24 protein-coding genes are annotated in these 23,798 nt (G+C 67.4%); 15 read left to right on the plus strand and 9 right to left on the minus strand.

The window, feature by feature from the left end; genetic code table 11:
* Positions 1-96 precede the first annotated feature (96 nt).
* Positions 97-2,418, plus strand: a complete 2,322-nt coding sequence (locus LA521A_RS07660) for a TonB-dependent receptor (RefSeq protein WP_425494588.1) — start codon at positions 97-99, stop codon at positions 2,416-2,418.
* Positions 2,419-2,682: 264 nt separating this feature from the next.
* Complete coding sequence (locus LA521A_RS07665) at positions 2,683-3,165, plus strand: glutathione peroxidase (protein ID WP_281781703.1); 483 nt, start codon at positions 2,683-2,685, stop codon at positions 3,163-3,165.
* A gap of 48 nt (positions 3,166-3,213) precedes the next feature.
* Here the strand turns inward: LA521A_RS07665 and LA521A_RS07670 are convergent, their stop codons facing one another.
* Positions 3,214-3,954 (minus strand): SDR family NAD(P)-dependent oxidoreductase, encoded by a 741-nt coding sequence (locus LA521A_RS07670; protein ID WP_281781704.1) that lies wholly within the window; start codon positions 3,952-3,954, stop codon positions 3,214-3,216.
* An 89-nt stretch (positions 3,955-4,043) separates the two neighbouring features.
* On the minus strand, positions 4,044-4,853 hold the full coding sequence (locus LA521A_RS07675) for a ferredoxin--NADP reductase (RefSeq protein WP_281781705.1): 810 nt from the start codon (positions 4,851-4,853) through the stop codon (positions 4,044-4,046).
* Positions 4,854-4,977: 124 nt separating this feature from the next.
* Between LA521A_RS07675 and LA521A_RS07680 the strand changes: the two genes are divergently transcribed.
* Positions 4,978-5,508, plus strand: a complete 531-nt coding sequence (locus LA521A_RS07680; RefSeq protein ID WP_281781706.1) for a DUF488 domain-containing protein — start codon at positions 4,978-4,980, stop codon at positions 5,506-5,508.
* 3 nt (positions 5,509-5,511) lie between these two features.
* Here LA521A_RS07680 and LA521A_RS07685 read toward each other — a convergent pair whose 3' ends face one another.
* The 5 genes from LA521A_RS07685 to xth all read right to left on the minus strand — a co-directional run bounded on the left by LA521A_RS07685 (position 5,512) and on the right by xth (position 11,183).
* Positions 5,512-5,946 (minus strand): nuclear transport factor 2 family protein, encoded by a 435-nt coding sequence (locus LA521A_RS07685; RefSeq protein ID WP_281781707.1) that lies wholly within the window; start codon positions 5,944-5,946, stop codon positions 5,512-5,514.
* A 346-nt stretch (positions 5,947-6,292) separates the two neighbouring features.
* Positions 6,293-7,489: a PQQ-dependent sugar dehydrogenase gene (locus tag LA521A_RS07690; protein WP_281781708.1), complete on the minus strand. Its 1,197-nt coding sequence runs from the start codon at positions 7,487-7,489 to the stop codon at positions 6,293-6,295.
* Positions 7,490-7,549: 60 nt separating this feature from the next.
* On the minus strand, positions 7,550-9,415 hold the full coding sequence (locus tag LA521A_RS07695) for an ABC transporter ATP-binding protein (protein WP_281781709.1): 1,866 nt from the start codon (positions 9,413-9,415) through the stop codon (positions 7,550-7,552).
* A 165-nt stretch (positions 9,416-9,580) separates the two neighbouring features.
* On the minus strand, positions 9,581-10,162 hold the full coding sequence (locus tag LA521A_RS07700; RefSeq protein ID WP_281781710.1) for a BON domain-containing protein: 582 nt from the start codon (positions 10,160-10,162) through the stop codon (positions 9,581-9,583).
* Between the two features lie 82 nt (positions 10,163-10,244).
* Positions 10,245-11,183, minus strand: coding sequence for an exodeoxyribonuclease III (gene xth, locus LA521A_RS07705; protein WP_281781711.1), 939 nt, complete (start codon positions 11,181-11,183; stop codon positions 10,245-10,247).
* 136 nt (positions 11,184-11,319) lie between these two features.
* On the opposite strand from xth, the gene LA521A_RS07710 reads away from it, so the two are divergent.
* The 12 genes from LA521A_RS07710 (at position 11,320) to LA521A_RS07765 (ending at position 22,618) form a co-directional block, all read left to right on the plus strand.
* A complete protein-coding gene (locus LA521A_RS07710; protein WP_281781712.1) occupies positions 11,320-13,125 on the plus strand; it encodes a DUF885 domain-containing protein in 1,806 nt (601 codons plus the stop codon).
* Between the two features lie 260 nt (positions 13,126-13,385).
* Positions 13,386-13,808, plus strand: coding sequence for a 30S ribosomal protein S6 (gene rpsF, locus LA521A_RS07715; protein ID WP_281781713.1), 423 nt, complete (start codon positions 13,386-13,388; stop codon positions 13,806-13,808).
* Positions 13,809-13,831: 23 nt separating this feature from the next.
* On the plus strand, positions 13,832-14,062 hold the full coding sequence (gene rpsR, locus LA521A_RS07720) for a 30S ribosomal protein S18 (protein ID WP_031372470.1): 231 nt from the start codon (positions 13,832-13,834) through the stop codon (positions 14,060-14,062).
* A 160-nt stretch (positions 14,063-14,222) separates the two neighbouring features.
* The gene (gene rplI / locus LA521A_RS07725; RefSeq protein ID WP_281781714.1) at positions 14,223-14,675 is read left to right on the plus strand and encodes a 50S ribosomal protein L9; all 453 of its coding nucleotides are present in this window, start codon (positions 14,223-14,225) and stop codon (positions 14,673-14,675) included.
* 162 nt (positions 14,676-14,837) lie between these two features.
* The gene (locus LA521A_RS07730) at positions 14,838-15,146 is read left to right on the plus strand and encodes a hypothetical protein (protein WP_281781715.1); all 309 of its coding nucleotides are present in this window, start codon (positions 14,838-14,840) and stop codon (positions 15,144-15,146) included.
* 185 nt (positions 15,147-15,331) lie between these two features.
* Positions 15,332-16,744 carry a replicative DNA helicase gene (locus tag LA521A_RS07735; RefSeq protein WP_281781716.1) on the plus strand — a complete coding sequence of 471 codons (1,413 nt, stop codon included), beginning with the start codon at positions 15,332-15,334 and terminating at the stop codon, positions 16,742-16,744.
* A gap of 74 nt (positions 16,745-16,818) precedes the next feature.
* Positions 16,819-17,055, plus strand: a complete 237-nt coding sequence (locus LA521A_RS07740; protein ID WP_281781717.1) for a KTSC domain-containing protein — start codon at positions 16,819-16,821, stop codon at positions 17,053-17,055.
* 67 nt (positions 17,056-17,122) lie between these two features.
* Entirely contained in the window at positions 17,123-17,464 is a 342-nt protein-coding gene (locus tag LA521A_RS07745; protein WP_281781718.1) for a glycine zipper 2TM domain-containing protein, read from the plus strand.
* A gap of 170 nt (positions 17,465-17,634) precedes the next feature.
* Positions 17,635-18,759 (plus strand): alanine racemase, encoded by a 1,125-nt coding sequence (alr, locus tag LA521A_RS07750; protein WP_281781719.1) that lies wholly within the window; start codon positions 17,635-17,637, stop codon positions 18,757-18,759.
* An 81-nt stretch (positions 18,760-18,840) separates the two neighbouring features.
* On the plus strand, positions 18,841-20,277 hold the full coding sequence (locus LA521A_RS07755) for a cryptochrome/photolyase family protein (RefSeq protein WP_281781720.1): 1,437 nt from the start codon (positions 18,841-18,843) through the stop codon (positions 20,275-20,277).
* A gap of 118 nt (positions 20,278-20,395) precedes the next feature.
* Positions 20,396-21,814, plus strand: coding sequence for a WS/DGAT/MGAT family O-acyltransferase (locus tag LA521A_RS07760; protein WP_281781721.1), 1,419 nt, complete (start codon positions 20,396-20,398; stop codon positions 21,812-21,814).
* A 90-nt stretch (positions 21,815-21,904) separates the two neighbouring features.
* Positions 21,905-22,618, plus strand: coding sequence for a YiaD family glycine zipper/OmpA-like lipoprotein (locus LA521A_RS07765; protein ID WP_281781722.1), 714 nt, complete (start codon positions 21,905-21,907; stop codon positions 22,616-22,618).
* A 162-nt stretch (positions 22,619-22,780) separates the two neighbouring features.
* On the opposite strand, the gene LA521A_RS07770 is transcribed toward LA521A_RS07765, so the two are convergent.
* Positions 22,781-23,221 (minus strand): c-type cytochrome, encoded by a 441-nt coding sequence (locus LA521A_RS07770; RefSeq protein WP_281781723.1) that lies wholly within the window; start codon positions 23,219-23,221, stop codon positions 22,781-22,783.
* Between the two features lie 8 nt (positions 23,222-23,229).
* Positions 23,230-23,628, minus strand: coding sequence for a c-type cytochrome (locus tag LA521A_RS07775; protein WP_281782054.1), 399 nt, complete (start codon positions 23,626-23,628; stop codon positions 23,230-23,232).
* Between the last annotated feature and the right edge of the window lie 170 nt (positions 23,629-23,798).

The raw sequence follows: 23,798 nt of genomic DNA on the forward strand, positions 1-23,798 counted from the left end.
TAGCGCGCGCCGGAGAGAAGCCGCGTTGCGTCGGCCTTCGAACCCTTGGCGCCTCCATCCTTCGGCGCCGCACATCGAGACCGCCCCATGCCTTCCATGCCGCTGCCTCCGCGCACGCTTTCCCGCCACGCCCTGACCGTCGCCATCGCCCTGATGCTGCCGGCGCAGGCCGCCCTCGCGCAGGACGCGCAGACCACGACCGACACCCCGAGCGCCACCACGCTGGACACCGTGCAGGTGACCGCGCAGCGCAAGGTCGAGAACCTGCAGGACGTGCCCGTTTCGGTCAGCACGATCAACGCGCAGGAGCTGGACGTGCTCAGCGCCGGCGGCACCGACGTGCGCTTCATGTCCGGCCGCGTGCCGAGCCTGAACATCGAGTCCTCCTTCGGCCGCGCGTTCCCGCGCTTCTACATCCGCGGCTACGGCAACACCGACTTCCGCCTCAACACCTCGCAGCCGGTGTCGCTGGTGTACGACGACGTCGTGCAGGAAAACCCGATCCTCAAGGGCTTCCCGGTGTTCGACCTGGATCGCGTGGAAGTGCTGCGCGGCCCGCAGGGTTCGCTGTTCGGCCGCAACAGCCCGGCCGGCGTGGTGAAGTTCGAATCGGCCCGTCCGTCGCAGGAAACCAGCGGCTACGGCAAGCTCGGCGTGGGCACCGACAACATGGTGAACTTCGAGGGCGCCGTCGGCGGCGCGCTCACCGAGAACTGGTCGGCCCGCGCCTCCGCGCTGTTCCAGCGTCGCGACGACTGGGTCACCAACGATTACCCGGGCCCGAACGACGGCTTCGAGGGCTACGACGAATCCGCCGCGCGCGTGCAGTTCCTGTACGAGAACGGCGACTGGGACCTGCTGCTCAACGCGCACGCGCGCCGCCTCAACGGCACCGCGCGCCTGTTCCGCGCCAACATCATCGAGCCGGGCACCAACGACCTGGTGGCGGGCTTCGACGAGGACCACGTCTCGCTCAACGGCCTGAACCACTCCGAGCTCGACAGCCAGGGCGCCAGCGCGCGCCTGAGCTGGAACCTCAGCGACACCTACACGCTGTACGCCATCACCGGCTACGAGTCGGTGGAAACCTACAGCCGCGGCGACATCGACGGCGGCACGCCGGACGGCCCGGGCTTCATCCCGTTCCAGTCCGAGACCGCCGACGGCATCCCGCGCCACGCGCAGTGGACGCAGGAATTCCGCATCGAATCCAACACCGGCACGCCGTGGAACTGGCAGGGCGGCGTGTTCTATTTCAACGAAGACTACGACGTCGAAAGCTTCAGCTACGACTCGCTCAACAACGGCCAGCAGGACGGCTACGAGCGCGTGCGCCAGACCAACGATTCGTGGGCGGTCTTCGCCGCCGGCACCTGGCAGGCCACGCAGGCGCTGGAACTGCGCGCCGGCGTGCGCTACACGTGGGACGAGAAGGAACTCAACGTCATCGATTACTGGAACACCGGCTTCGCGCCGTGCATCGGCCCGACGCTGGGCATCATCCCCGGCCCGGTGCTGTGCACGAAGGACGACCTGCTCGCGGCCGAAGGCCCGGGCGGCACGCTGTCGGCCGCGCCGGAAGACAAGAAGTTCAGCTGGGACCTGTCGGCCACCTACGAGATCAACGACGACGTGAACTTCTACGGCCGCGTCGCCACCGGGTATCGCGGCAGCTCGATCCAGGCCGCCGGCGCGTTCAACCGCATGTCGGTCGCCGGTCCGGAAACCTCCACCTCGTACGAAGTGGGCGTGAAGGCCGACCTGTGGAACAACCGCGCGCGCATCAACGCCGGCGTGTTCTATTACGAAGTGAAGGACCAGCAGCTCACGGCCGTGGGCGGCGCCGCCAACGCGAACATCCTGCTCAACGCCGACAAGTCCGTCGGCCAGGGCTTCGAGATGGACTTCCAGGCGTACCTGACCGACAACCTGCTGGTCACGCTGGGCAGCAGCTACAACGACACGGAGATCAAGGACAGCGATCTCAACGTGGCCGGCTGCGCGGCGTGCACCGTGACCGATGCGCCGGTGCTCAACCCGGCGACCGGCGAGCCGACCGGCAGCTACTACATCGGCGGCAACGAACTGCCGCAGGCGCCGAAGTGGACGCACAACCTCACCGCGCGCTGGGGCCTGCCGATGGACAACGGCAACGAGTTCTACGTCTACACCGACTGGATGTACCGCGACGAGCTGAACTTCTTCTTGTACGACTCGCTCGAGTTCCGCGCGAAGTCGCTGGTCGAAGGCGGCCTGCGCGTGGGTTACAGCTGGAACTACGGCAAGTACGACGTGGCGCTGTTCGGCCGCAACATCACCGACGAAGTGCAGGTGGTGGGCGCGATCGACTTCAACAACCTCACCGGCATGATCAACGAGCCGCGCACGTTCGGTGCGGAGTTCCGCGCATCGTTCTGATCGAACGTCGACAAGGTTCGGATACAGCGACGCCGGGCTTGTCCCGGCGTTGTTGTTTTCCGGGTTCGACATGCGGCGCCCCGAGTTCCGTCATCCCGGCGAAAGCCGGGACCCAGGCCTTCGCGCTTTCCGAAGCGCGAGGCCGCCGCAAGATCCGGCGCTGCGTGCCTGGGTCCCGGCCTTCGCCGGGATGACGCTTCGATTGCGCACCGACGTGCGGGCGCGCGGCGCTATCCTTGCAACACCCCACACCGGAGCGCCGCAATGACCACCGCCTACGACTTCACCGCCACGGACATCGAAGGCCAGCCGCGCGCGCTGCGCGAGTTCGAAGGCAAGGTGCTGCTGGTCGTCAACGTCGCGTCCAAGTGCGGGTTCACCCCGCAGTACACCGGACTGGAAAAACTCCAGCGCGATTACGCCGACCGCGGCTTCGACGTGCTGGGCTTCCCGTGCGACCAGTTCGGTCACCAGGAGCCGGGCGATGAAGCGGAAATCCGCAATTTCTGCTCGCTCACCTACGACGTGACGTTCCCGATGTTCGCCAAGATCGACGTCAACGGCGACGCCGCGCATCCGCTGTGGAAGTGGCTGAAGGACGAGAAGGGCGGCTTCCTCGGCATCGACGCCATCAAGTGGAATTTCACCAAGTTCCTCGTTGGCCGCGATGGCCGCGTGCTCAAGCGTTACGCGCCGAACGACAAGCCCGAGTCGATCGCGAAGGACATCGAGGCCGCACTGGCGTGAATCGCGCCGGCGCCGGCGCCCGCGCACGAAACGCGGGCGCCACGCGAATCACTGCGCCGTGTAGCCGCCGTCCACCAGCAGCGAGGCGCCGGTGACGAAGGAGGCGTCGTCGCTGGCGAGGAACAGCACGGTGCGCGCCACTTCTTCCGGGCGGCCCAGGCGCCCCATCGGGTGCAGGCTCGCGAGCTCCGCCTTCGCCTGCGCCGGAATGTCCTTCAGCAGCGGCGTCTCGATGTAACCGGGGCAGACCGCGTTCACGCGGATGCCGCGCGCGCCGTAGTCGATCGCCAGCGTCTGCGTCAGCAGTTTCACGCCGCCCTTGGCCGCGGCGTACGCGGTGACGCCGTGCTTGCCGACGTGGCTGTGGATCGAGCCGCAATTGACGATGACGCCGCCGCCCTGCACCAGCATCTGCTCGATGACGTACTTGTCGCACAGGTAGACGCCGGTGAGGTTGATGTCCAGCGTGCGCGTCCACGACGCGTCGTCGAGCTGGTCGATCGGCCCGTCGTGCGCGATGCCGGCGTTGGCGAACAGCACGTCGATGCGCCCGAACGCCTCGACAGTGCGCTGGACCATGTTCCGCACGCTCGCGCTGTCGGCGACGTCGGTCTTGACGAAGAGCGTGCGCGGGCCGTTCGCGGCGATCGCGTCGGCGACGGCCTGGCCGCCATCGGAGAAGTCGGCGATCACGACGTGCGCGCCCTCGTCGGCGAACTGCCGCGCGGTGGTCTCGCCGATGCCGCTGGCGCCACCGGTGACGATCACGACCTTGTCCTGGAATCTCATCGCACTGCTCCATCCGGGGGGAGGAGCCAGTCTAGTCCCCGCGCTCCGGCGAGGTCCGGCGGTGGCGTCGCCGGCACGCGGATCCGAGATTACTTCTCGACGAACGCACGCTCGAACACGTACTGCCCCGGCGTGCCGATGCGCGGCGCGGCGGTGAAGCCCCGGCGGTCGAGGATGTCGCGGAAATCGGCCAGCATCTGCGGGCTGCCGCAGATCATCGCGCGGTCGTGTTCCGGATCCAGCGCCGGCAGGCCTAGGTGCTCCATCATGCGGCCACTGTCGAACAGGTCCGTCAGGCGGCCGCGCTGGTCGCGACCGTCGAATTCGAACGCCTCGCGCGTCACGGCGGGGTAATACTTCAGCTTCGCGGCGATCTGCTCGCCGAGGAACTCGTGACGCGGCAACTCGTTGACGAAGTAGTCGCGATACGCGAGATCCTTCGCGCTGCGCACGCCGTGCGTGAGGATCACGTTGTCGAAACGCTCGTAGGTTTCCGGATCCTTGATCACCGCCAGCCACGGCGCCAGGCCCGTGCCGGTGCCCAGCAGGTACAGGTTGCGGCCGACGTGCAGGTCGTGGATCAGCAGCGTGCCGGTCGGCTTGCGGCCGATCAGCACCTCGTCGCCCGGTTTGATCGACTTCAAGCGCGAGGTCAGCGGCCCGTTCGGCACCTTGATGCTGAAGAACTCCAGCTGCTCCTCCCAGTTCGCACTGGCGATGGAGTACGCGCGCAGCAGCGGCTTGTGCGAGCCGTCGGGCTGCTCGACCTGCAGGCCGATCATCACGAACTGGCCGTTCTCGAAACGGAAGCCGTCGTCGCGCGTGGTGGTGAAGCTGAAGTAATCGTCCGTCCAGTGACGGACATCCAGCACCGTCTCGGTGCCAAAAGCGGAGGACATCGGGGTGTCTGGGGCGAGTGGGGGAAGCGCCGCCATTGTAGCCCAGACGCCTTCACTTGATATTGATTCTCATCTGGGCGACATCCCGCCGACTATGCTCCGGTCCATGCGAACGATCTGGACCGTGGGCCATTCCACGCGCGAATGGCCGCAATTCCTCAGCCTGCTGATGCAGGCGGGCATCGAGGCCGTGGCGGACGTGCGGCGTTATCCCGGCTCGCGCCGGCACCCGCAGTTCGCGGCGGCGAACATCGCCGCGGGCCTGGCCGAAGCCGGCATCGAGTACCTGCCGATGGTCGACCTGGGCGGGCGTCGAAACCCGCGGAAGGACTCGCCCAATACCGTGTGGCGCAACGCGTCCTTCCGCGGCTACGCCGATTACATGGAGACCGCCCAGTTCCAGCAAGCGCGGGACCGGCTGGAAGCGATCGCCTCGACGCGGCGCACCGCCGTGATGTGCGCCGAGGCGTACTGGACGCAATGCCACCGAAGCCTGATCAGCGACGATCTGAAATCGCGCGGCTGGACGGTGGTGCACCTCATCGCACCCAACCGCGCGGAAGAGCATCCGTACACGAAGGCGGCGCGGATCGTCGACGGCCGGCTGGATTACAGCGCACCCGCGCAAACCGCGCCGCAGGGCGATCTGTTCTGAACGCTACTTCGCGTCGGCCACGCGCGAGGAATGCGAGGCGATCATCTTCCACGCGCCGTCGCGTTGCACCCACACGCGCGTGAAGCGGAAGCGGCCGTTCCAGGGCACGCCGTTGCTGACGCCGGACTGCACGCTGGTGCCCGTGACGACCATCGTGTCGCCGTAACGGCGCACGCGCACGTCCTCGTTGCCGATACCCGAGTTGCGACGCGTGCTGGTGCGCAGTTCGTCGAGGTAGTCGGCCTTGTACTGCACGCGGCCGTCGGAGTGGGTGAGCATCCAGTCGTCGGCGAGGATGCGATCAAGCCCGGCGACGTCGGGCTTCATGCGCAGCTCGTTCCACGTGGCGTCGAGCGCGAGCAGTTCGGCGTCGGTCTCGGACGCGAAGGCGGAGACGGAGACGAGCAGGGCGAGGGTGAGGAGAAGCGTCCGGATCATGGGGGGTTCCTTGTTTGCATTGGCCTGCGCGAAATCAACGTGCGCGTGCGACGTCCGTTGCATCGTCATGTCGAGTAGGCGGGGATCCATCTTTCCGACGCATCACGCTATACGGAAGCCCGAGCGTGCAGGGCTGGATTCCTGCCTTCGCGCGAATGACCGGAAATGGTTTGCCCCGCAAGGAGTGCCCGCGCGTGCCCACCCTGGGTCCCGGCGTTCGCCGGGATGACGATGTTTCTCTCTCCGGCATGCTCCGGCATGACGAAGCTCCGACATGCCGTTTCTCTCTACGAAGTGACGAAGCTCCGACATGCCGCACGCGCGATCACGCGTGCGGCGGGCCCGATCACCCCTTCGGCGCGTCCAGCCGCAGCAGCTTGCCGTCGGTTTCGTCGGTGAGGACGTACACCGCGCCGTCGGGTCCGACGCGCACATCGCGGATGCGCGCGCCGAGGTCCTTCAGCAGGCGCTCTTCGCCGGTAATCTTGTCGCCGTCCAGCGTCAGGCGGATCAGGCTGCCGTCGGCGAGCGCGCCGAGAAACAGGCTGTCGTTCCACTTCGAACCCGCCTGGCCGGTGAGGAACGCCATGCCCGACAGGCCCGGCGACTTCTCCCACACGTGGTACGGCTGTTCCATGCCGGGCGCCGACGTGCCGACGGCCTCGGGGATCTTCAAACCGGAATAGTTGATGCCGTGCGTGATGATCGGCCAGCCGTAGTTCTTGCCCGGCTGCGGCAGGTTGATCTCGTCGCCGCCCTTGGGACCGTGCTCGGCTTCCCACACGGTGCCGGTGCGCGGATCGGTCGCCAGCGACTGCATGTTGCGATGGCCGTAGCTCCAGATCTCCGGGCGCGCGTCCTTGCGGCCGACAAACGGATTGTCGGCCGGCACGCTGCCGTCGAGGTTCAGGCGTACCAGCTTGCCCTGCAGCATGTCCAGCTTCTGCGAGGTCGGGCGGTCGTTGCGCTCGCCCTGCGTGATGAACACATGCCCCTTGCCGTCGAAGGCGATGCGCGAACCGAAGTGGTTCGGGCCGACGAGCTTGGGCTCCTGGCGATAGAACAGCTTCACCTCGCTCAGCGCGCCGTCGCCGAGCGTCGCCGTCGACACGGCCGTGCCGGCGCTGCCGTCCGGGCCCGGCTCGGAATAGCTCAGGAAGATCTTCCGGCTGGTCGCGAAATCCGGAGCGAGCACGACGTCGAGCAGGCCGCCCTGGCCTTCCGCCCAGACCGTCGGGACGCCGGTGATCGGCGCCGATACGGCACCGTCGGCGGATACATGGCGCAAACGCCCCGGGCGTTCCGTGACAAGGAAACCGCCGTCCGGAAGTAGGGCCACGCTCCACGGATGTTCGAGGCCGGCGGCGATCGTGGTGACGGTCACCTGGCCGTTCTGGCTCGCCACCGTCTGCGTCGGAAGCGCCTTCGGCGCGGCGGTCGCGGCTTTCGCCGGCGCGGCGTCTTCGCCCTGGCGGGCCTGGCAGGCGACCAGGGTCAGCGAAAGGGCGAGGGCGAGCGAAGTGCAATGCAAGGCATGGCGCATGGGGGCAGGGCTCCTGTCCGGTCGTGCGTGGGGTGTTTGCCAATCGTGGCGCGGGATGCGTCAACGATAACCGGCGGCCTGCAGCTCGAACAATTCCGCGTACCGGCCGCCCTGCGCCAGCAACTGTTCGTGCGTGCCGCTGGCTTCCAGCCGCCCGTCGGCCAGCACCAGGATCCGATCGGCCATGCGCACGCTGCTGAACCGGTGCGAGATCAGCACGGCCGTCTTGCCGCGCGAGAGATCCTTGAAGCGCTGGAACACCTCGAATTCCGCGCGCGCATCGAGCGCGGCGGTGGGTTCGTCGAGGATCATCACCTGCGCGTCGCGCATGTAGGCGCGTGCGATGGCCAGCTTCTGCCATTGGCCGCCGGAGAGGTCCACGCCGGTCTTGAAGCGACGGCCGATCAGCTGGTCGTACTGGTTCGGCAGGCGCTCGATCATCTCGTCCGCCATCGCGCGACGCGCGGCCTCGCGGATGCGCGCGTCGTCGTTCATCGCATCGATGCGACCGACGCCGATGTTCTCGCCGGCGGTGAGGTGGTAACGCACGAAGTCCTGGAAGATCACGCCGACGTTGCCGCGCAGGTCGTCGAGGTCGTACTCGCGCAGGTCGCGCCCGTCGAGCAGGATGCGGCCCTCGTCGGGGTCGTACAGCCGCGCCAGCAGTTTGACGAGCGTCGTCTTGCCGGCGCCGTTCTCGCCGACCAGCGCCAGCACCTCGCCCGCGCGCAGTTCGAAGTCGAGCCCGCGCAGCGCCCACTTGTCCGCGTCGGGATAACGGAAGCCGACGTTCTCGAACGTAAAGCCGCGTGCGATCGGGCGCGGCACCGGCGCCGCATCGACCGGCGAGGCGATTTCCGGCTGGATCTCGAAGAACGAGAACAAGTCGTCGAGGTAGAGCGCCTGGCCGGCGACCTGCGAGAAACCGACGAGCAGGCCTTCGAGCAACTGCCGCAAGCGCAGGAAACTGCCGGCGAGGAAGGTCAGGTCACCGATGCTGAAATCGCCGCGCACCGTGCGCCATGCGATGTAGCCGTACGCGACGTAATAACCGAGTGTGCCCAGCGCGGCCAGCAGCGCGCCCCAGAACGCCCGTCGCCGCGCCAGCGCCCGGTTCGCCCGGAACAGCGCATCGGCGAGTTCGCGGTAGCGCGCGATGAGGAAGCGATGGAGGTTGAAGATCTTCACCTCCTTCGCCGTGTCCACGCTCGCGCCCATCTGCTTCACGTATTCCAGCTGCCGGCGCTCGGGCGTCCACGCGAAATTGAGCGAATAGCCCAGCGCGTTGAAGTGCGCCTCGCCGACGAACGCCGGCACCAGCGCGATCGCCAGCAGCAGGATCAGCCAGGGCGCGTACACCAGCAGGCCCGCCGCGAAACTCACCACGGTGATGGCGTCCTGCACCTGGCCGAACAGCTGGCTCATCAGGTTCATGCGACCCATCGTCTGGCGACGCGCGCGGTCCAGCTTGTCCTGCAGGTCGGGGTCTTCGAAGTCCTCCAGGTCGAGCGTCGCCGCGTGTTCCATCAGGCGCACGCTGGTGACGTTGGTGAACATCTCCGAGAGCAGCGCATCGCCGTAGCTCACGAGCCGTCCGAGCAGGTCGGACGCGATCGCCAGCCCGAACTCCAGCGCGAGCAGCGAAAGCAGCGTGTCGAGTTGCCCGCTGTGCCAGGCCTCGCCCAAGGTGTCGAACCCGTTGCCAGCGGCGACCAGGCGCACGGCCTCGTCGATGATCAGCTTGCCGACGTACAAGGTGGCGACCGGCAGCAGCGCGCGGATCACGCGCAAGCCGATGGTCATCAGCGAGAGCAGGGGACTGGTGGACCAGATCTGCCGCAGGAACGGCGGCAGGTTGCGCAGCGCGTCGAACCGCTCGCGCAGGCTGGGACGAGGGGCGGGACTGCCCGCGTGGGGATCGCTCATGCGGCGATTGTGCACTGCGCGCGCGCACGCCGCGTCGTCACGGCCCCATGCGCCTTTGTAGCCCGGGTAAAGCGAAACGCACCCGGGATCGGCCTTGATGGCCTTCACCCCGGGTGCGCTTTCCCTTGGCCCGGCTACACGAGCCGAGCTATGGCCGATGGAGCGTCAGTGTTCTCGCGACCGACGCATCGGTTCGCGGCGATTCGCGTCATGCGCGTCGTCGTCCTCGTCGTCGCGCTGGTCGAACTGCGAACTGGAGAAGCCGCTGCCCTGCTGGTCGAAACCGCTGCGCACCGCGCGACCGGGCGGGCCGAACGACTTCGCGCCCTTGTCGACCTGAATGCGGTTGTTGACCTCGCGAACGCCCTGCACCTCGGCCGCGAGGTTCTCCGCGAGATGCTTCATCTGGCGCTCCGGGACTTCGCCGGTGAGCGTGACCGTGCCCGCATCGACCGCGACGAGGATTTCGCTCGCATCGATCTCCTCATCGCGCGTAAGCCGTTCGATCAAGTCGTCCGCGATGCGTTCATCCGAACGCAGGATATTGCGCGGACCGCGGCCGCGATGGCTCGTCGAGCGCTGCTGCGTGTCGCGCCGCGACGCATCGCCGCGCGTTTCGCCGTAGCCGCCCTGGCCCGGATAGCCGAAGCCGTCGTCGCCCTGCGGCGAGCCCCAGGTGCGGTTGGTCACCGACGGCATGCCGCGGTAGAGCTCGTGTCGATGCTTGTCGTCGGGATGCCTGGCCATCGGTCGCTCCTGTCGTGTTCGATGCATCGATGCTGCGAATTCGACGGTTAGCGCGGCGGCAACGGGTCGTGATCCCTTCGTTTCATTGTGCGGCGCGTCGCGTTCGCCTCGCGGGCGCCGCGCGTTTGGCGGCGGTCTTCTTCGCCACCTTTCTGGTCGTTTTCTTCGTCGCTTTCTTCGAGGCCTTCTTCGCCACCTTCTTCGTGGCCTTGGGGGCGGTCTTGCCGGCGGTTTTCTTAGCCGCCTTCGCCGGCCCCAGTTCGATCCACGTGGGCGCGTGGTCGCTCGGTTTCACCTGGCCGCGCACCCAGCGATCCACGCCCGCCGAACGCAACCGCGGCAGCAGTTCGGCATTGAGCAGGAGGTGGTCGATGCGCAGGCCGGCGTTGCGTTCCCAATGCTGGCGGAAGTAATCCCAGAACGTGTAGACGCGCTCCTCGCCGAACACGTGCCGCACCGCGTCCGTCCAGCCCTGGTCGAGCAGGCGCTGGTAACGCTCGCGGCTTTCCGGCTGCAGCAGGGCGTCCTTGCGCCAGGATTTCGGGTTGTAGATGTCCTCGTCGGTCGGCACCACGTTGTAGTCGCCGGCCATCACCACCGGCTGCCCGCTGTCGAACCAGTACTGCGCGCGCTGGTGCAGGCGTTCCATCCACGCGAGCTTGTAGTCGAACTTCGGCCCGGGCTGCGGGTTGCCGTTGGGCAGGTAGAGGCAGACGACGACGATGCCGCCGACGGCCGCTTCGATGTAGCGGCTCTGCAGGTCCTCCGGATCGCCCGGCAGGCCGCGGCCGATTTCCACCGGCTCGGCGTCGCGCGCGAGGATGGCCACGCCGTTCCACGACTTCTGCCCGTGCCAGATCGCGCCGTAACCGGCCTCGGCGATGGCCTGCGCGGGAAATGCGTCTTCTGGCGCCTTGAGCTCCTGCAGGCAGGCGACGTCGGGCTGCTCGCGGCGCAGCCATTCCAGCAGCGCGGGCAGGCGCGTGTTCACGCCATTGATGTTGAAGGTCGCGATCTTCACGCGCGATGCCGCCCTTTATGGGATCGATCGCACGCTAGCGGGGCTGTCGTGAAGGCGCGGTTCCCGGCAGGCCGCATCAAGCCGATGGCGCTCGCGGGCGGCTAGACTCGGCCGACGTTCTTCCGGGGGAATGCCCATGCTTCGACACGCACTGCTCGCCGCGGCCGTCGCCGCCTGCCTGTCCGTTTCGCCCGCGTTCGCGCAGGCGCCTTCCAGCACGCCGGCCGCGAAGGTCGCCACCAGCCGCAGTCCCGCCGCGACCGCGCTGCACGCGCTCTTCGACGAGGAGTGGGAGCGCGGCATGCGCGAGAACCCGGAGGAGGCGAGCTGGCGCGGCGACAAGCGCTACAACGATCGCTGGACCGACATGAGCATGGCCGCCATCGAGCGCCGCATGGAGGGCGACCGTGCGGCGTTGAAGCGTTTGAAGGCGATCGACCGCAACGCGCTGACCGAAGACGACCGCCTCAGCTACGACGTCTTCGCATGGGGGCTGGAGAAGGCCGTCGAACGCCAGAAATATCGCGAATACCTGCAGCCGATCGGCCTAAGCGGCGGCGTGCAGACCGCCGAAGGCATCGCCGAAGTCCTGCCGTTCGCCACGGTGAAGGATTACCGCGACTGGCTGGCGCGCATGCGCGCGCTGCCGGCGCTGATCGAACAGAACCAGGCGCTGCTGCGCGAGGGCGCCGCGAGCGGCAACACGCCGCCGCGCGTGCTGATGGAGCGCGTGCCGGCGCAGATCCAGTCGCAACTGGTGGACGATCCGACCAACAGCCCGTTCTACAAGCCCTTCGCGAAATTCCCCGACGCCATCGGCGCGGCCGATCGCGCCGCCCTGCAGGCGGAAGCGAAGCAGGTCATCTCGCAGGCCGTGGTGCCGGCGTACCGGCAGTTCGCCACGTTCTTCAAGGGCGACTACCTGCCGAAGACGCGCACCTCGATCGCCGCGGTCGACCTGCCGGACGGCAAGGCGTACTACGACTTCACCGCGCGGTATTTCACGACGACGAACCTGTCGGCCGACGAGATCCACCAGATCGGCCTGAAGGAAGTCGCGCGCATCCGCGCGCAGATGGAGAAGATCAAGGCGGAGGTCGGCTTCAAGGGCACGCTGGCGGAGTTCTTCCAGTACCTGCGTACCGACCCGAAGTTCTTCTACAAGACGCCGCAGGAGCTGTTCACCGCGTACCAGGCGATCGCCAAGCGAATCGACCCCGAGCTGGTGAAGGTGTTCAAGACCATTCCGCGCCTGCCGTACGGCGTGCGGCCGATTCCCGACAACATCGCGCCCGATACGACGACCGCGTATTACCAGCCCGGCGCCGTGGATGGCACCCGCGCCGGCTTCTACTACGTGAACCTCTACAAGCCCGAGGTCCGGCCGAAGTGGGAAATGATGCCGCTCTCGCTGCACGAGGCCGTGCCGGGGCACCACTTCCAGTTCGCGCGCGGCATGGAACTGCCGGACGTGCCGATGTTCCGCCGCGTCGGGTACTTCGTCGCGTACGGCGAGGGCTGGGGCCTGTACGCCGAGCGCCTGGGCTACGACATGGGCCTGTACGACGACCCGTACGACCGCATGGGCCAGCTCGCCTACGACATGTGGCGGGCGGTCCGCCTCGTCGTGGACACCGGCATGCACAGCAAGGGCTGGAGTCGCGACAAGGCCATCGCCTTCTTCATGGACAACTCGCCCAAGACCCGCCAGGACGTGGTCAACGAGATCGACCGGTACATCGGTTGGCCGGGGCAGGCGCTCGCCTACAAGATCGGGCAGCTCAAAATCTCCGAGCTGCGTGAGAAGGCGTCGAGGCAGCTGGGCCCGAAGTTCGATCTGCGCGAGTTCAACGACGCCGTGCTGGAAACCGGCTCGGTCCCGCTGGAGGCGCTGGAGGCGCACATCGACGCCTGGGTGAGCAGCCGCGCTCGCGAACCGTAGGTTCGCGCGGCTGCGAACGCCCGGCCACGGATGGCCGGGCAGGCTCTCTGAAGCCGGATGCGTCCCGCCAAGGATGGCTGTAGTGGCCCGCCCGGGTAAGTAGCCGGCCATTTGCCTTCAACCCATTGATCCGCCATACTTTCCGGCTCCCACGGCTCCGGCCGGTGGGAGACCTTGCTCCACCGCGCCCAGTTCCGGGTGCCGGGGGGCTGATCCGGACGCGGCGAAGCCCGCGGCCATCATCCACAAGGAATCACACAATGCGTCATTACGAAGTCGTGTTCCTGGTCCATCCGGACCAGAGCGAGCAGGTGCCGGCCATGGTCGAGCGCTACAAGGGCCTGATCGAAGGCGGCGAAGGCAAGATCCACCGCCTGGAAGACTGGGGCCGTCGTCAGCTGGCCTATCCGATCGAGAACCTGGTCAAGGCCCACTACGTGCTGCTCAACATCGAGTGCACCCAGAACGTCCTGAACGAGCTGGTCGACGGTTTCCGTTTCAACGACGCCGTCCTGCGCCACCTGGTCATCAAGCGCGACGGTCCGGACACCGAGCAGTCGCTGATCATGAAGTACAAGGACGAGAAGGGCGACAAGCCCGAGCGTGGCGAGCGTCGCCGCCGTGACGAGGAAGGCGTCGGCACGTCCGACGAGTCTTCCGACGACAACGCCGAAGCCGCCTGATCACGCCCTAGGAGCACACACTCATGTCCAAGTTCTTCCGTCGCCGCAAGTTCTGCAAGTTCACCGCCGAGGGTGTCAAGGAGATCGACTACAAGGATCTCAACACCCTGCGCCAGTACCTCACCGAGACCGGCAAGATCGTGCCGAGCCGCGTGACCGGTACCAAGTCGAAGTACCAGCGCCAGCTGGCCACGGCCGTCAAGCGCGCCCGTTTCCTGGCCCTGATCCCGTACACCGACAACCACAACGCGTAACGCGGATCCCTCCGCAAGAGCCCGCACATCCATGTGCGGACTCTTCAAGAAAACCGGACTTCGATTTGGTATCCGTCCTACGCGGAGGGTGCCTCAGAGACGTCATTCGGACAGCCACCGCTGCGGGCCAAAGGCTCGCTAACGAATACGGAGCAACACCATGCAACTGATCCTCCTGCAGAACGTGCAGAACCTCGGCAAGCTCGGCGACAAGGTCAACGTCAAGCCGGGCTTCGGCCGCAACTACCTGATCCCGTACGGCAAGGCCGCGCCGGCGACCGAGGCCAACCTGGCCGAGTTCGAGGCCCGCCGCGCCGAGTACGAAGCCAAGGCCAAGGCCGCGCTGGAAGGCGCCGAAGGCCGCAAGGCCGCGCTGGAAGGCGTCGAGGTGACCATCACCGCGAACGCCTCCACCGAAGGCAAGCTGTACGGCTCGATCACGCCGCGCGACATCGCCGAGGCGCTGACCAAGCACGGCCACAAGGTCGAGAAGTCGGAAGTCGTGCTGGGCGAAGGCCCGCTGCGCCGCACCGGCGAATACGAGATCGTCGTGCACCTGCACGCCGACATCGAAGCCAACGTCAAGGTCATCGTGGTCGGCGAAGTCGCCTGATCCCGGTCACCGAACGGGCTTGAAGGGAAGGGCGCCTCCGGGCGCCCTTTTCTTTTGCGCCCGATTCCTTGTGCGAAGAACGGGAAAGGTTTTCGGATTTTTCCGATAGGGCGTCAGAAAAGTGCGTGACACAGTCTGGGCACTCACTCCGGTACCGCCGCCATGGACCAGCGCCTCGACCTTCCCGAACTCGATCCCTCGCTCGAGCTCACGCTGCATTCGCTACAGGCCATCGCACCGCCTTGCGCGCCGTTGTCGTTCGCCGACCTGATCGCCGCCAGCCTGCGCGAAGCCTGCGAGGCCGACGGCGACGCGGTGTTCCCGATCATCGCCCGGCTGATCGACCAGCACATCGCCGGCGCGCTGCAGCCGCGTCGCATCGGCCGCTGGCGCGACGAAGCGCTGGACGACCTGCTGTCGGTGATCTCGCCCGGCATGCGCGCCCGCGCCGGCATCGCCACCCCGGGGTGACGCCCCAGCGCCTCGCGCGGTGTCTCATCGGGCGAGACGACCGCGTGGCCCCATGCCCGGCATGAGTATCCACGCGATATCCACAGACTTATCTGCAACGCCCGACGCCATTCCGCGTCTACGATGCCCGACCCGCGACAACGACACGGCCGGCGCGACGGCGCACGGAAAAGGTGACTGAGGGCATGAGCGCACGACCTGGTTTTCGCAGGGAGAAACGGTTCGAGACGCGCAACGAGCAGCGTATGGACCAGTTGCGCGTGCCGCCCCAGTCCATCGAGGCCGAGCAGGCCGTGCTGGGCGGTCTCATGCTGGCGCCGGACTCCTGGGACCGCATCGCCGATGCGCTCAGCGACCACGACTTCTATCGTCGCGACCATCAGCTGATTTTCCGCGCGATCAGCGAACTGGCCGAAAAGAACCGGCCGTTCGACGCGGTCACGCTCGGCGAGTGGTTCGAATCCCAGGGCCTGAGCGAGGAAGTCGCCGGCGGCGCCTACCTGATCGAGCTGGCCAGCAACACGCCGTCGGCGGCCAACATCACGGCCTACGCCGAGATCGTCCGCGACAAGGCGATCCTGCGGCAGCTCATCGACGTCGGCACGGGCATCGTCAACGACGGTTTCCAGCCGGACGGCCGCGATTCGGCGGAGATCCTCGAGGAAGCCGAGCGCCAGGTGCTGGCGATCGCGCAGGCCAACACCAACGGCAAGACCGACTTCACCCCGGTGACCAAGGCGCTGTCGGAGGCCTTCGACACGCTGCAGACGCGTTACACCAACGGCAGCGGCGTCACCGGCCTGTCGACCGGCTATACCGAACTCGACATGATGACGGCCGGCCTGCAGAAGACCGACCTGATCATCCTGGCCGCGCGTCCCGCGATGGGCAAGACGACGCTGGCGCTGAACATGGCCGAGACCGCCGCGTTCCGCAGCAAGCTGCCGGTGGCGGTGTTCTCGATGGAAATGTCGGCCTCGCAGCTGGCGATGCGACTGATCTCCTCGGTGGGCCGCGTCAACGCGCAGCGCCTGCGTACCGGCCAGCTCGAAGACGAGGACTGGAGCCGCGTGACCGGTGCGATCCGACAGTTGCGCGAAGTGAAGATCTTCATCGACGACGAACCCGGCCTGTCGCCGGTGAAGCTGTCGGCCAAGGCGCGTCGCCTCAAGCGCGAGCACGGCCTGGGCCTGATCGTCATCGACTACCTGCAGCTGATGTCGGTGCCGGGCAACAGCGAGAACCGCGCGACGGAAATCTCGGAGATCTCGCGTTCGCTCAAGGGCCTGGCGAAGGAACTGCAGGTGCCGGTGATCGCGCTGTCGCAGCTCAACCGATCGCTGGAAACGCGTACCGACAAGCGCCCGGTGATGGCCGACCTTCGCGAATCCGGCGCAATCGAGCAGGACGCGGACATGATCATGTTCATTTACCGCGACGACTACTACAACAAGGAGAACTCGCCGGACAAGGGACTGGCCGAGGTCATCATCGGCAAGCAGCGTTCGGGCCCGACCGGCTCGATCAAGCTCAAGTTCTTCGGCGAGTACACCCGCTTCGACAACCTGTCGCACGATTCGGTGGGCAGCTTCGAGTAAGCGCACGCCCTCGCGCATCGACGTCGGTGTCACGCACGCGGCGCTAGAGTCCGCTGCCGATGGAACGGGTACGCGTGGAATCGGATGCCATGGCGAGCGTCGGTTACGACGCCGACCGCCGCGTGCTGGAGATCGAATTCACCAGCGGCGAGGTGTACCGGTATTTCGACGTGCCGCCGCACCTGCATGCCGGCCTGATGGCGGCCGGATCGCACGGGCAGTTCTTCGCGGAGCACATCCGCTATGCGGGCTTCGACTACGAACACGTGAACGAAGACGAAGCGCTGCGGCGGCGTGGCAGCCGCACCTGACGCGGATTGACGCCCCCGTAACGAGCTCCGGTGCAGCGTGAATGCAGGTCGCCAAAGGAGTGCCGTCATGCGCCGCATCGCGTTCGTGAATCATGTTCTTGCCCTCGTCGCCATGGTCGCACTGGCCGGGCCGGCGATGGCGTGGCAGTCGGGTACCTCGTCCAGCAAGGGCAAGCACTGCTACGACGTCGAAGTGCAGAAGCCCAAGGAAGTGAAGGACGAGCACAAGATCACCGGCACCGTGGCGGGCGGCGTGGTCGGCGGTCTGCTGGGCAACCAGGTCGGTGGCGGCAGCGGCAAGAAGATCGCCACCGCGGCCGGTGCCGTGGGCGGTGCGTTCGCCGGTCGCAAGATCCAGGAAAACCAGCAGAACAAGACCGAGACGGTGATCGAGCGTCGCTGCGATTGACCGGCTTGGTGTCCTGAGCGGGTGAGCGGCGTCCGGTCGACGCTCCTCGACCCGCTCCCCGTAGGAAAGGGCCTCAAGCGCCGCGGGCGAAAGGGCTGGGCGAAAACCGACCCCGCTAGAATGGATGTCCGAGCCCCCGCAGCGGACACGCAGTGCACTCCACGCCTGGCATGCCCCCCGCCGTCAGCGAGCGTCCGACTCGCATCACGGTCGATCTCGACAACCTGACGCACAACCTCCGCGCCATTCGCGCGCATGTGGGCGTGCCCGTCATGGGCATCGTCAAGGCAAACGCCTACGGGCACGGACTCGTGCCGGTCGCGCTGCACCTGCAGGCGCAGGGCGTCGAACAGCTGGGCGTGGCGTTCGTGGAGGAAGGCATCGCGCTGCGACGGGCCGGCATCACCGCGCCCGTGCTGGTGCTGGGCGGCATCTTCGGTCCGCAGGTCGCGCAGTTCATCGCGCACGATCTGGAGATCACCGTGTCCTCGCTCGACAAGCTGCGCCAGGTGGAAGCCGCGGCGGAGGCAATGGGGCGTCGCGCCGTGATCCATTTGAAGATCGACACCGGCATGGAACGCATCGGCGTGCACAGCTACTCGTCACGGCCGTTCGTCGAAGCGGCGGTGGCATCGAAATGGTGCGTGCTGAAGGGCATCTATTCGCACCTGGCGTGCTCGGACGATCCGGCGTCGCCGATGACGCTGCAGCAGGTCGAACGCTTCCACGAGGCCTGCGCGCACATCGAGCGGCTCGGCGCGCCGATGCCGTTGCGCCACCTCGCGAACTCGGGCGGCGTGCTGCATTTCCCGCAGACGTGGCTGGACATGGTGCGCCCGGGCATCGTGCTGTACGGCGTGCTGCCCGATCCCGCATCGCAACGCACCATCGACGTGAAGCCGGCGATGTCGCTGCGCTCGCAGGTCGTGTACTTCAAGGTGGTGAAGGCGGGCAACCCGGTGAGCTACGGCGCGACGTGGCGATCCGGCCACGACACGCGCGTGGTGACGGTGCCCATCGGCTATGGCGACGGTTTCCCGCGTTCGTTGTCCTCGCGCGGATCGGTGCTGATCCGCGGGCACCGTTATCCCATCGTGGGGCGTGTGTGCATGGACCAGTTCATGGTCGACATCGGCGGCGACAGCGCCTTCAACGAGGACGACGTCGTGCTGATCGGCGCGCAGGGCGGGGAGGCGATCCGCGCCGAGGACGTCGCGACGCTCGCCGGCACGATTCCCTATGAGATCCTCGTCGGCCTCAACGACCGCATTCCGCGCGAATACCGCGGCGGCTGACGTCGAGGGCGCGTCGACAACCCGTATCGACCCTTCGGCATACTGGCCGCGACGATTCCGTTCCACTTCCCCGGGTGCCCGATGTCCGCCGCCGAATCCAACGCGCTGGCGCTGGTGTGGTTCCGCAACGACCTGCGCCTGGACGACAACCCGGCCCTGCAGGCGGCGCTCGACAACGGCTACGTGCCGATCCCGGTCTACATCCACGCGCCGGACGAAGGCGGCGACTGGGCGCCCGGTGCGGCGTCGGATGCATGGCGCCATCGCTCGCTGGCCGCGCTCGACGAGGCGTTGCGCCGGCGCGGGTCGCAGCTGCGGCATTTCTTCGGGCCGAGCCTGGCGACGCTGCAATCGCTGATCGCCACCACGGGCGCCGAGGCGGTGTTCTGGAACCGCCGCTACGAACCGGCCCACGAGCGCCGCGACGCGCACATCAAGACCACGCTGCGGCACGAAGGCCTGCGCGTGGAGAGCTTCAACGCCGCGCTGCTGTTCGAGCCCTGGACGGTGCGCAACAAGCAGGGCCTGCCGTTCAAGGTGTTCACGCCGTACTGGAAGACGCTGCTGACGCAGTGGCAGCTCGGGCTGTGCATCGACGCACCGTCGCGGTTGCCGCACAGCGACGAGGGCCCGTCGGGCGTGTCGCTGGATGCGCTGAAACTTGCGCCGAAGCTCGCCTGGGACCGCGGTTTCTGGGACGAATGGACGCCCGGCGAAGCCGGGGCGCACGCGGCGCTGGACACCTTCGTCGATGGCGCGCTGCGCGGCTACCGCGAGCAGCGCGACCGGCCCGACCGCGTCGGAACATCGCGCCTTTCGCCGCACCTGCATTTCGGCGAAATCGCGCCGTGGCGCGTGGCATCGGTGCTCGAACGCGAGCGCACCGCGGCCAATGGCGCCGACATCGACGCGTTCCTTCGCGAGCTGGGGTGGCGCGAATTCGCGCATCACCTGCTGCATCACTTTCCGGAGACGCCGGACCACAACTTCGACGCGCGCTTCAACGATTTCGCGTGGTCGAACGTCTCGCCCGATCGCCTGGCCGACTGGCAACAGGGCCGCACCGGCGTGCCGATCATCGACGCCGGCATGCGCGAGCTGTGGCACACCGGGTGGATGCACAACCGCGTGCGCATGATCGTCGCGAGCTTCCTGACCAAGCACCTGCGCTACCACTGGCGACACGGCGCGCGCTGGTTCTGGGACACGCTCATCGACGCCGACCTGGCGAACAACACGCTCGGATGGCAGTGGGTCGCCGGCACCGGCGCGGATGCGGCGCCGTATTTCCGGGTGTTCAACCCGGTGCTGCAGGCGAGCAAGTTCGACCCGGACGGGCGTTACATCGCGCGGTGGGTGCCCGAACTCGCCGGGCTGCCGGTGCCGCTGCGCTTTTCGCCGTGGCAGGACCCGCAGGCGCTGCGCCGCGTCGCACCGGACTATCCGCCGCAACCGCTGGTCGACATGGGCGCGGGACGGGAATCCGCGTTGGCGGCCTACCGGAAGCTGCGCGGCTGACGCGGCGCCGCGTTGACGCTGTGCGCGAGGGCGTGATTCACTCGGCCCGACGCGCACGGGAGAGCCGACCGCCATGGCGACACGGACTGGAGCACGCCGGCGCGGTCGCCGCGAACCGATGTCGCGGGTCGATACGGCGTGGCTGCGGATGGAGCGGCCGACCAACCCGATGATGATCACCGGCGTGCTGATGTTCGCCGAGCCGATGTCGCTGGAACGCCTCAAGCGCGTGGTGAAACAGCGCTTCCTTTCGTACCGCCGCTTCCGCCAGAAGGCCGTGGTCACGCCGGCCGGCGCGCAGTGGGAAACGGACCTCAACTTCAACCTCGACTGGCACGTGCAGCACGCCGCGTTGCCCGGGCGCGGCGACAAACGCGCGCTGGAGCGCTTCGTCAGCCAGCTCGCGTCGTCGCCGCTCAACCACGATCGCCCGCTGTGGCAGTTTCATCTGGTGGAACGCTTCGACGGCGGCGGTTCGGCGCTCGTTGCCCGAATCCACCACAGTTACGCCGACGGCATCGCGCTGGTGCAGGTGCTGCTGTCGCTGACCGATACCGCGCCGGATGCGGGCGACGGCAGCGAATTGCCGCGCGCGTGGCTCAAGAAGGAACACGCTGGCGTCGCGCGCCGCGTGGGCGCGGTGGACCGCTACGTGAAACTGGGCAGCAAGGTCGTGGAAAAAGGGCTGGAGATGTATCGCGACCCCTCGCTCGCCGCGGTGCTGGCGAAGGAGGGCGGCGAGATCGCGCGCGAACTGCTGCACGCGCTGTCGTTGTCGGACGATCCGCCCTCGATGCTGCGCGGGCGCCTGGGCACGAGCAAGCGCGTCGCCTGGGCCGAGCCGTTGGACCTGGAGGAAGTGAAAGCCGTCGGCCGCGCCTGCGACTGCACCGTCAACGACGTGCTGATGGCCACCGCCGCCGGCGCGCTGCGCAGCTACATGATCGAACGCGGCGACCACGTCGACGGCATGACGTTGCGTGCGACGGTGCCGGTGAACCTGCGCCCGCTGGAGCATGCGCGCAAGCTCGGCAACCACTTCGGCCTGGTGTTCCTCGACCTGCCGGTGGGCGAGGACAATCCGATCCGTCGTCTCGAACGCGTCGCCCAGTGCATGGAAGACCTCAAGCGCTCGCGGCAGGCGATCGTCGCCTACGGGCTGCTCGCGGCGCTCGGCATGGCGCCCGCGTCGGTGCAGGGGCTCGCGCTGGAATTGTTCAGTCGAAAGGCCACCGCGGTCGCGACCAACGTGCCCGGCCCGCAGCAGCCGCTGTATCTCGCCGGCTGCATGCTGCGCGAGATGATGTTCTGGGTGCCGCAGACCGGCTCCATCGGCATCGGCATTTCCATCCTCAGCTACAACGGCCGCGTGCACTTCGGCCTGATCTCCGATGGCCGCCTGATTCCAGATCCGGATGCGGTGATCCGCCGCTTCGGCGCGGAGTTCGACAAGCTGCTGTACCTGGCGCTGATGGGGAACTGGGACGTGCGCCTCGATGCGGATGCAGCGCAGGCGTTGATTCCTGCCGCCGACTGAACACGCGAGGCGACGATCACTTGCGCCAGACGTGAACGCGGTTAGCTTGTGCGCGTTCATCACTTCCGTCTTTCACGCAAGGACCACTCCATGAAGAATTTCGTCAAGGCCGCATGCGTGGCCGTCGTCACCACCGCGCTGCTCGCCGGCTGCGCCACGGGCGGCGGCAACTACTACGGCCAGCCGTATCCGCAGCAGCAGCCGCAGCAGCAGGGCCAGCAGCAGGGCATGAGCAAGACGGGCAAGGGCGCGATCATCGGCGCGCTGGCCGGCGTCGCAGCAGGCCTGCTCAGCGGCGACGACGCGACCGAGCGCCGCCAGCGCGCGCTGGTCGGCGCAGGCGTCGGCGGTCTCGCCGGTGCGGCCATCGGCAACTACCAGGATCGCCAGGAAGCCGCGCTGCGCCAGCAGACCGCTGGCACCGGCGTGGACGTCGTGCGCCAGGGCAACAACATCACGCTCAACATGCCCAGCGGCATCACCTTCGACTTCGACAAGTCGAACCTGAAGCCCGAGTTCTACCCGGTGCTCGACAACGTCGCGCGCACGCTGCAGGAGTACAACCAGACGGTGATCGAAGTGGCCGGCCACACCGACAGCGTCGGCAGCGATGCGTACAACCAGAAGCTCTCCGAGCAGCGCGCCAACACGGTGTCGAGCTACCTGCAGAGCCGCGGCCTGAACCGCGAGCGCTTCATCGTCGTCGGCGCCGGCAAGACCCGCCCGATCGCCAGCAACGACACCGAAGCCGGCCGTGCGCAGAACCGCCGCGTCGAGATCACGCTGGTGCCGATCGAGTCCTGATCGCCACCACGGTATGCACGAAGAAACGGGCCGCCCATGCGGCCCGTTTCTTTTCGGGCGACGGGCCCAGCCCGGCACGCAACGCAGTTCGGCACCGGGCGATCCAGACGGAAACAAAAAGGCCCGCTCGCGCGGGCCTTTCAACCGTCGCGGCGAGCGCGATCAGTCGTGGTGCATGCCGTGCAGATCCTGCAACGAACCCTTGCGCGAACCGAAGTAGGCGGCGAGATCGGCGATCTGCTGGTCGGTCAGTTCCTTCGCCTGGCTCGACATCAGCGGGTGCTCGCGATCGCCGTCGCGATACGCCTGCAGCGAGTGCGCGATGTAGTCGTAGTACTGGCCGGCGAGCTTCGGGTAGGTCTCGTCGATCGGCGCGTTGCCTTCGGCGCCGTGGCAGTCGACGCACGACTGGCCGGTGGCCTTGCCCTTGGTCTGCGCCAGCTTCTCGCCCGCGGCGATGTGGCCGGCCGGCAGGCCCGCGGAGGACGAGGTGTGGCCTTCGCTGCGATCGGCGGCCGAGTGCTCGGCCGGGGTGTCGCCACCGGAGCAGCCGACCAGTGCGAGGGAGGCGAGCAGGGCGATGGCGAGGATCTTGTTCGTCATGGGTCTGCTCACTTCACGGTCGAAAGGAAGGCGGCGATGTCGGCGATGTCCTGGTCCGAGAAGCTCTGCGCCTGGGCCTGCATCGTCGGGTGCTTGCGCGTGCCCTTCTTGTATTCGGTCAACGCGTTGGTCAGGTAGACCTCCGACTGCCCGCCGATGCGCGGCACGTGGTAGTTCGGATACGCGTTCTTGTAGCCGGTGACGCCGTGGCAGCCCTGGCAGGTGTAGGTGAGCTGCTTGCCCCGTGCGGCATCGCCCTTGAGCGAAACCGGAGCCGTCGGGGCCGTCGGAGCGGCAGCCGCGGGTGCGGCAGCGGCCGGGGCGGCGGGAGCCTGGGCGTCCTGTGCCGACGCGCTGAATGCGGTGGCGGTCAGCAGGAAGCAGGCGGCGATCATCAGCGGTCGCATCATGTCGTAGTCCGCAATCTCGTGTGGCTAGCGAAAGGTCTAGGTGCTGGCTGCATGGCGCCTCCCCATTAAGGCGGCCGCGCAAGAGTCGGCAAGTATAGCCATGGTTCGGATTGCAACGAAGCCGCCCCGTTTTGCATCGATGGTTGTTGCGTGCCCGCTTCGCGGTT

Origin of the sequence: Lysobacter auxotrophicus, assembly GCF_027924565.1 — a bacterium.
GTDB lineage: Bacteria > Pseudomonadota > Gammaproteobacteria > Xanthomonadales > Xanthomonadaceae > Lysobacter_J > Lysobacter_J auxotrophicus.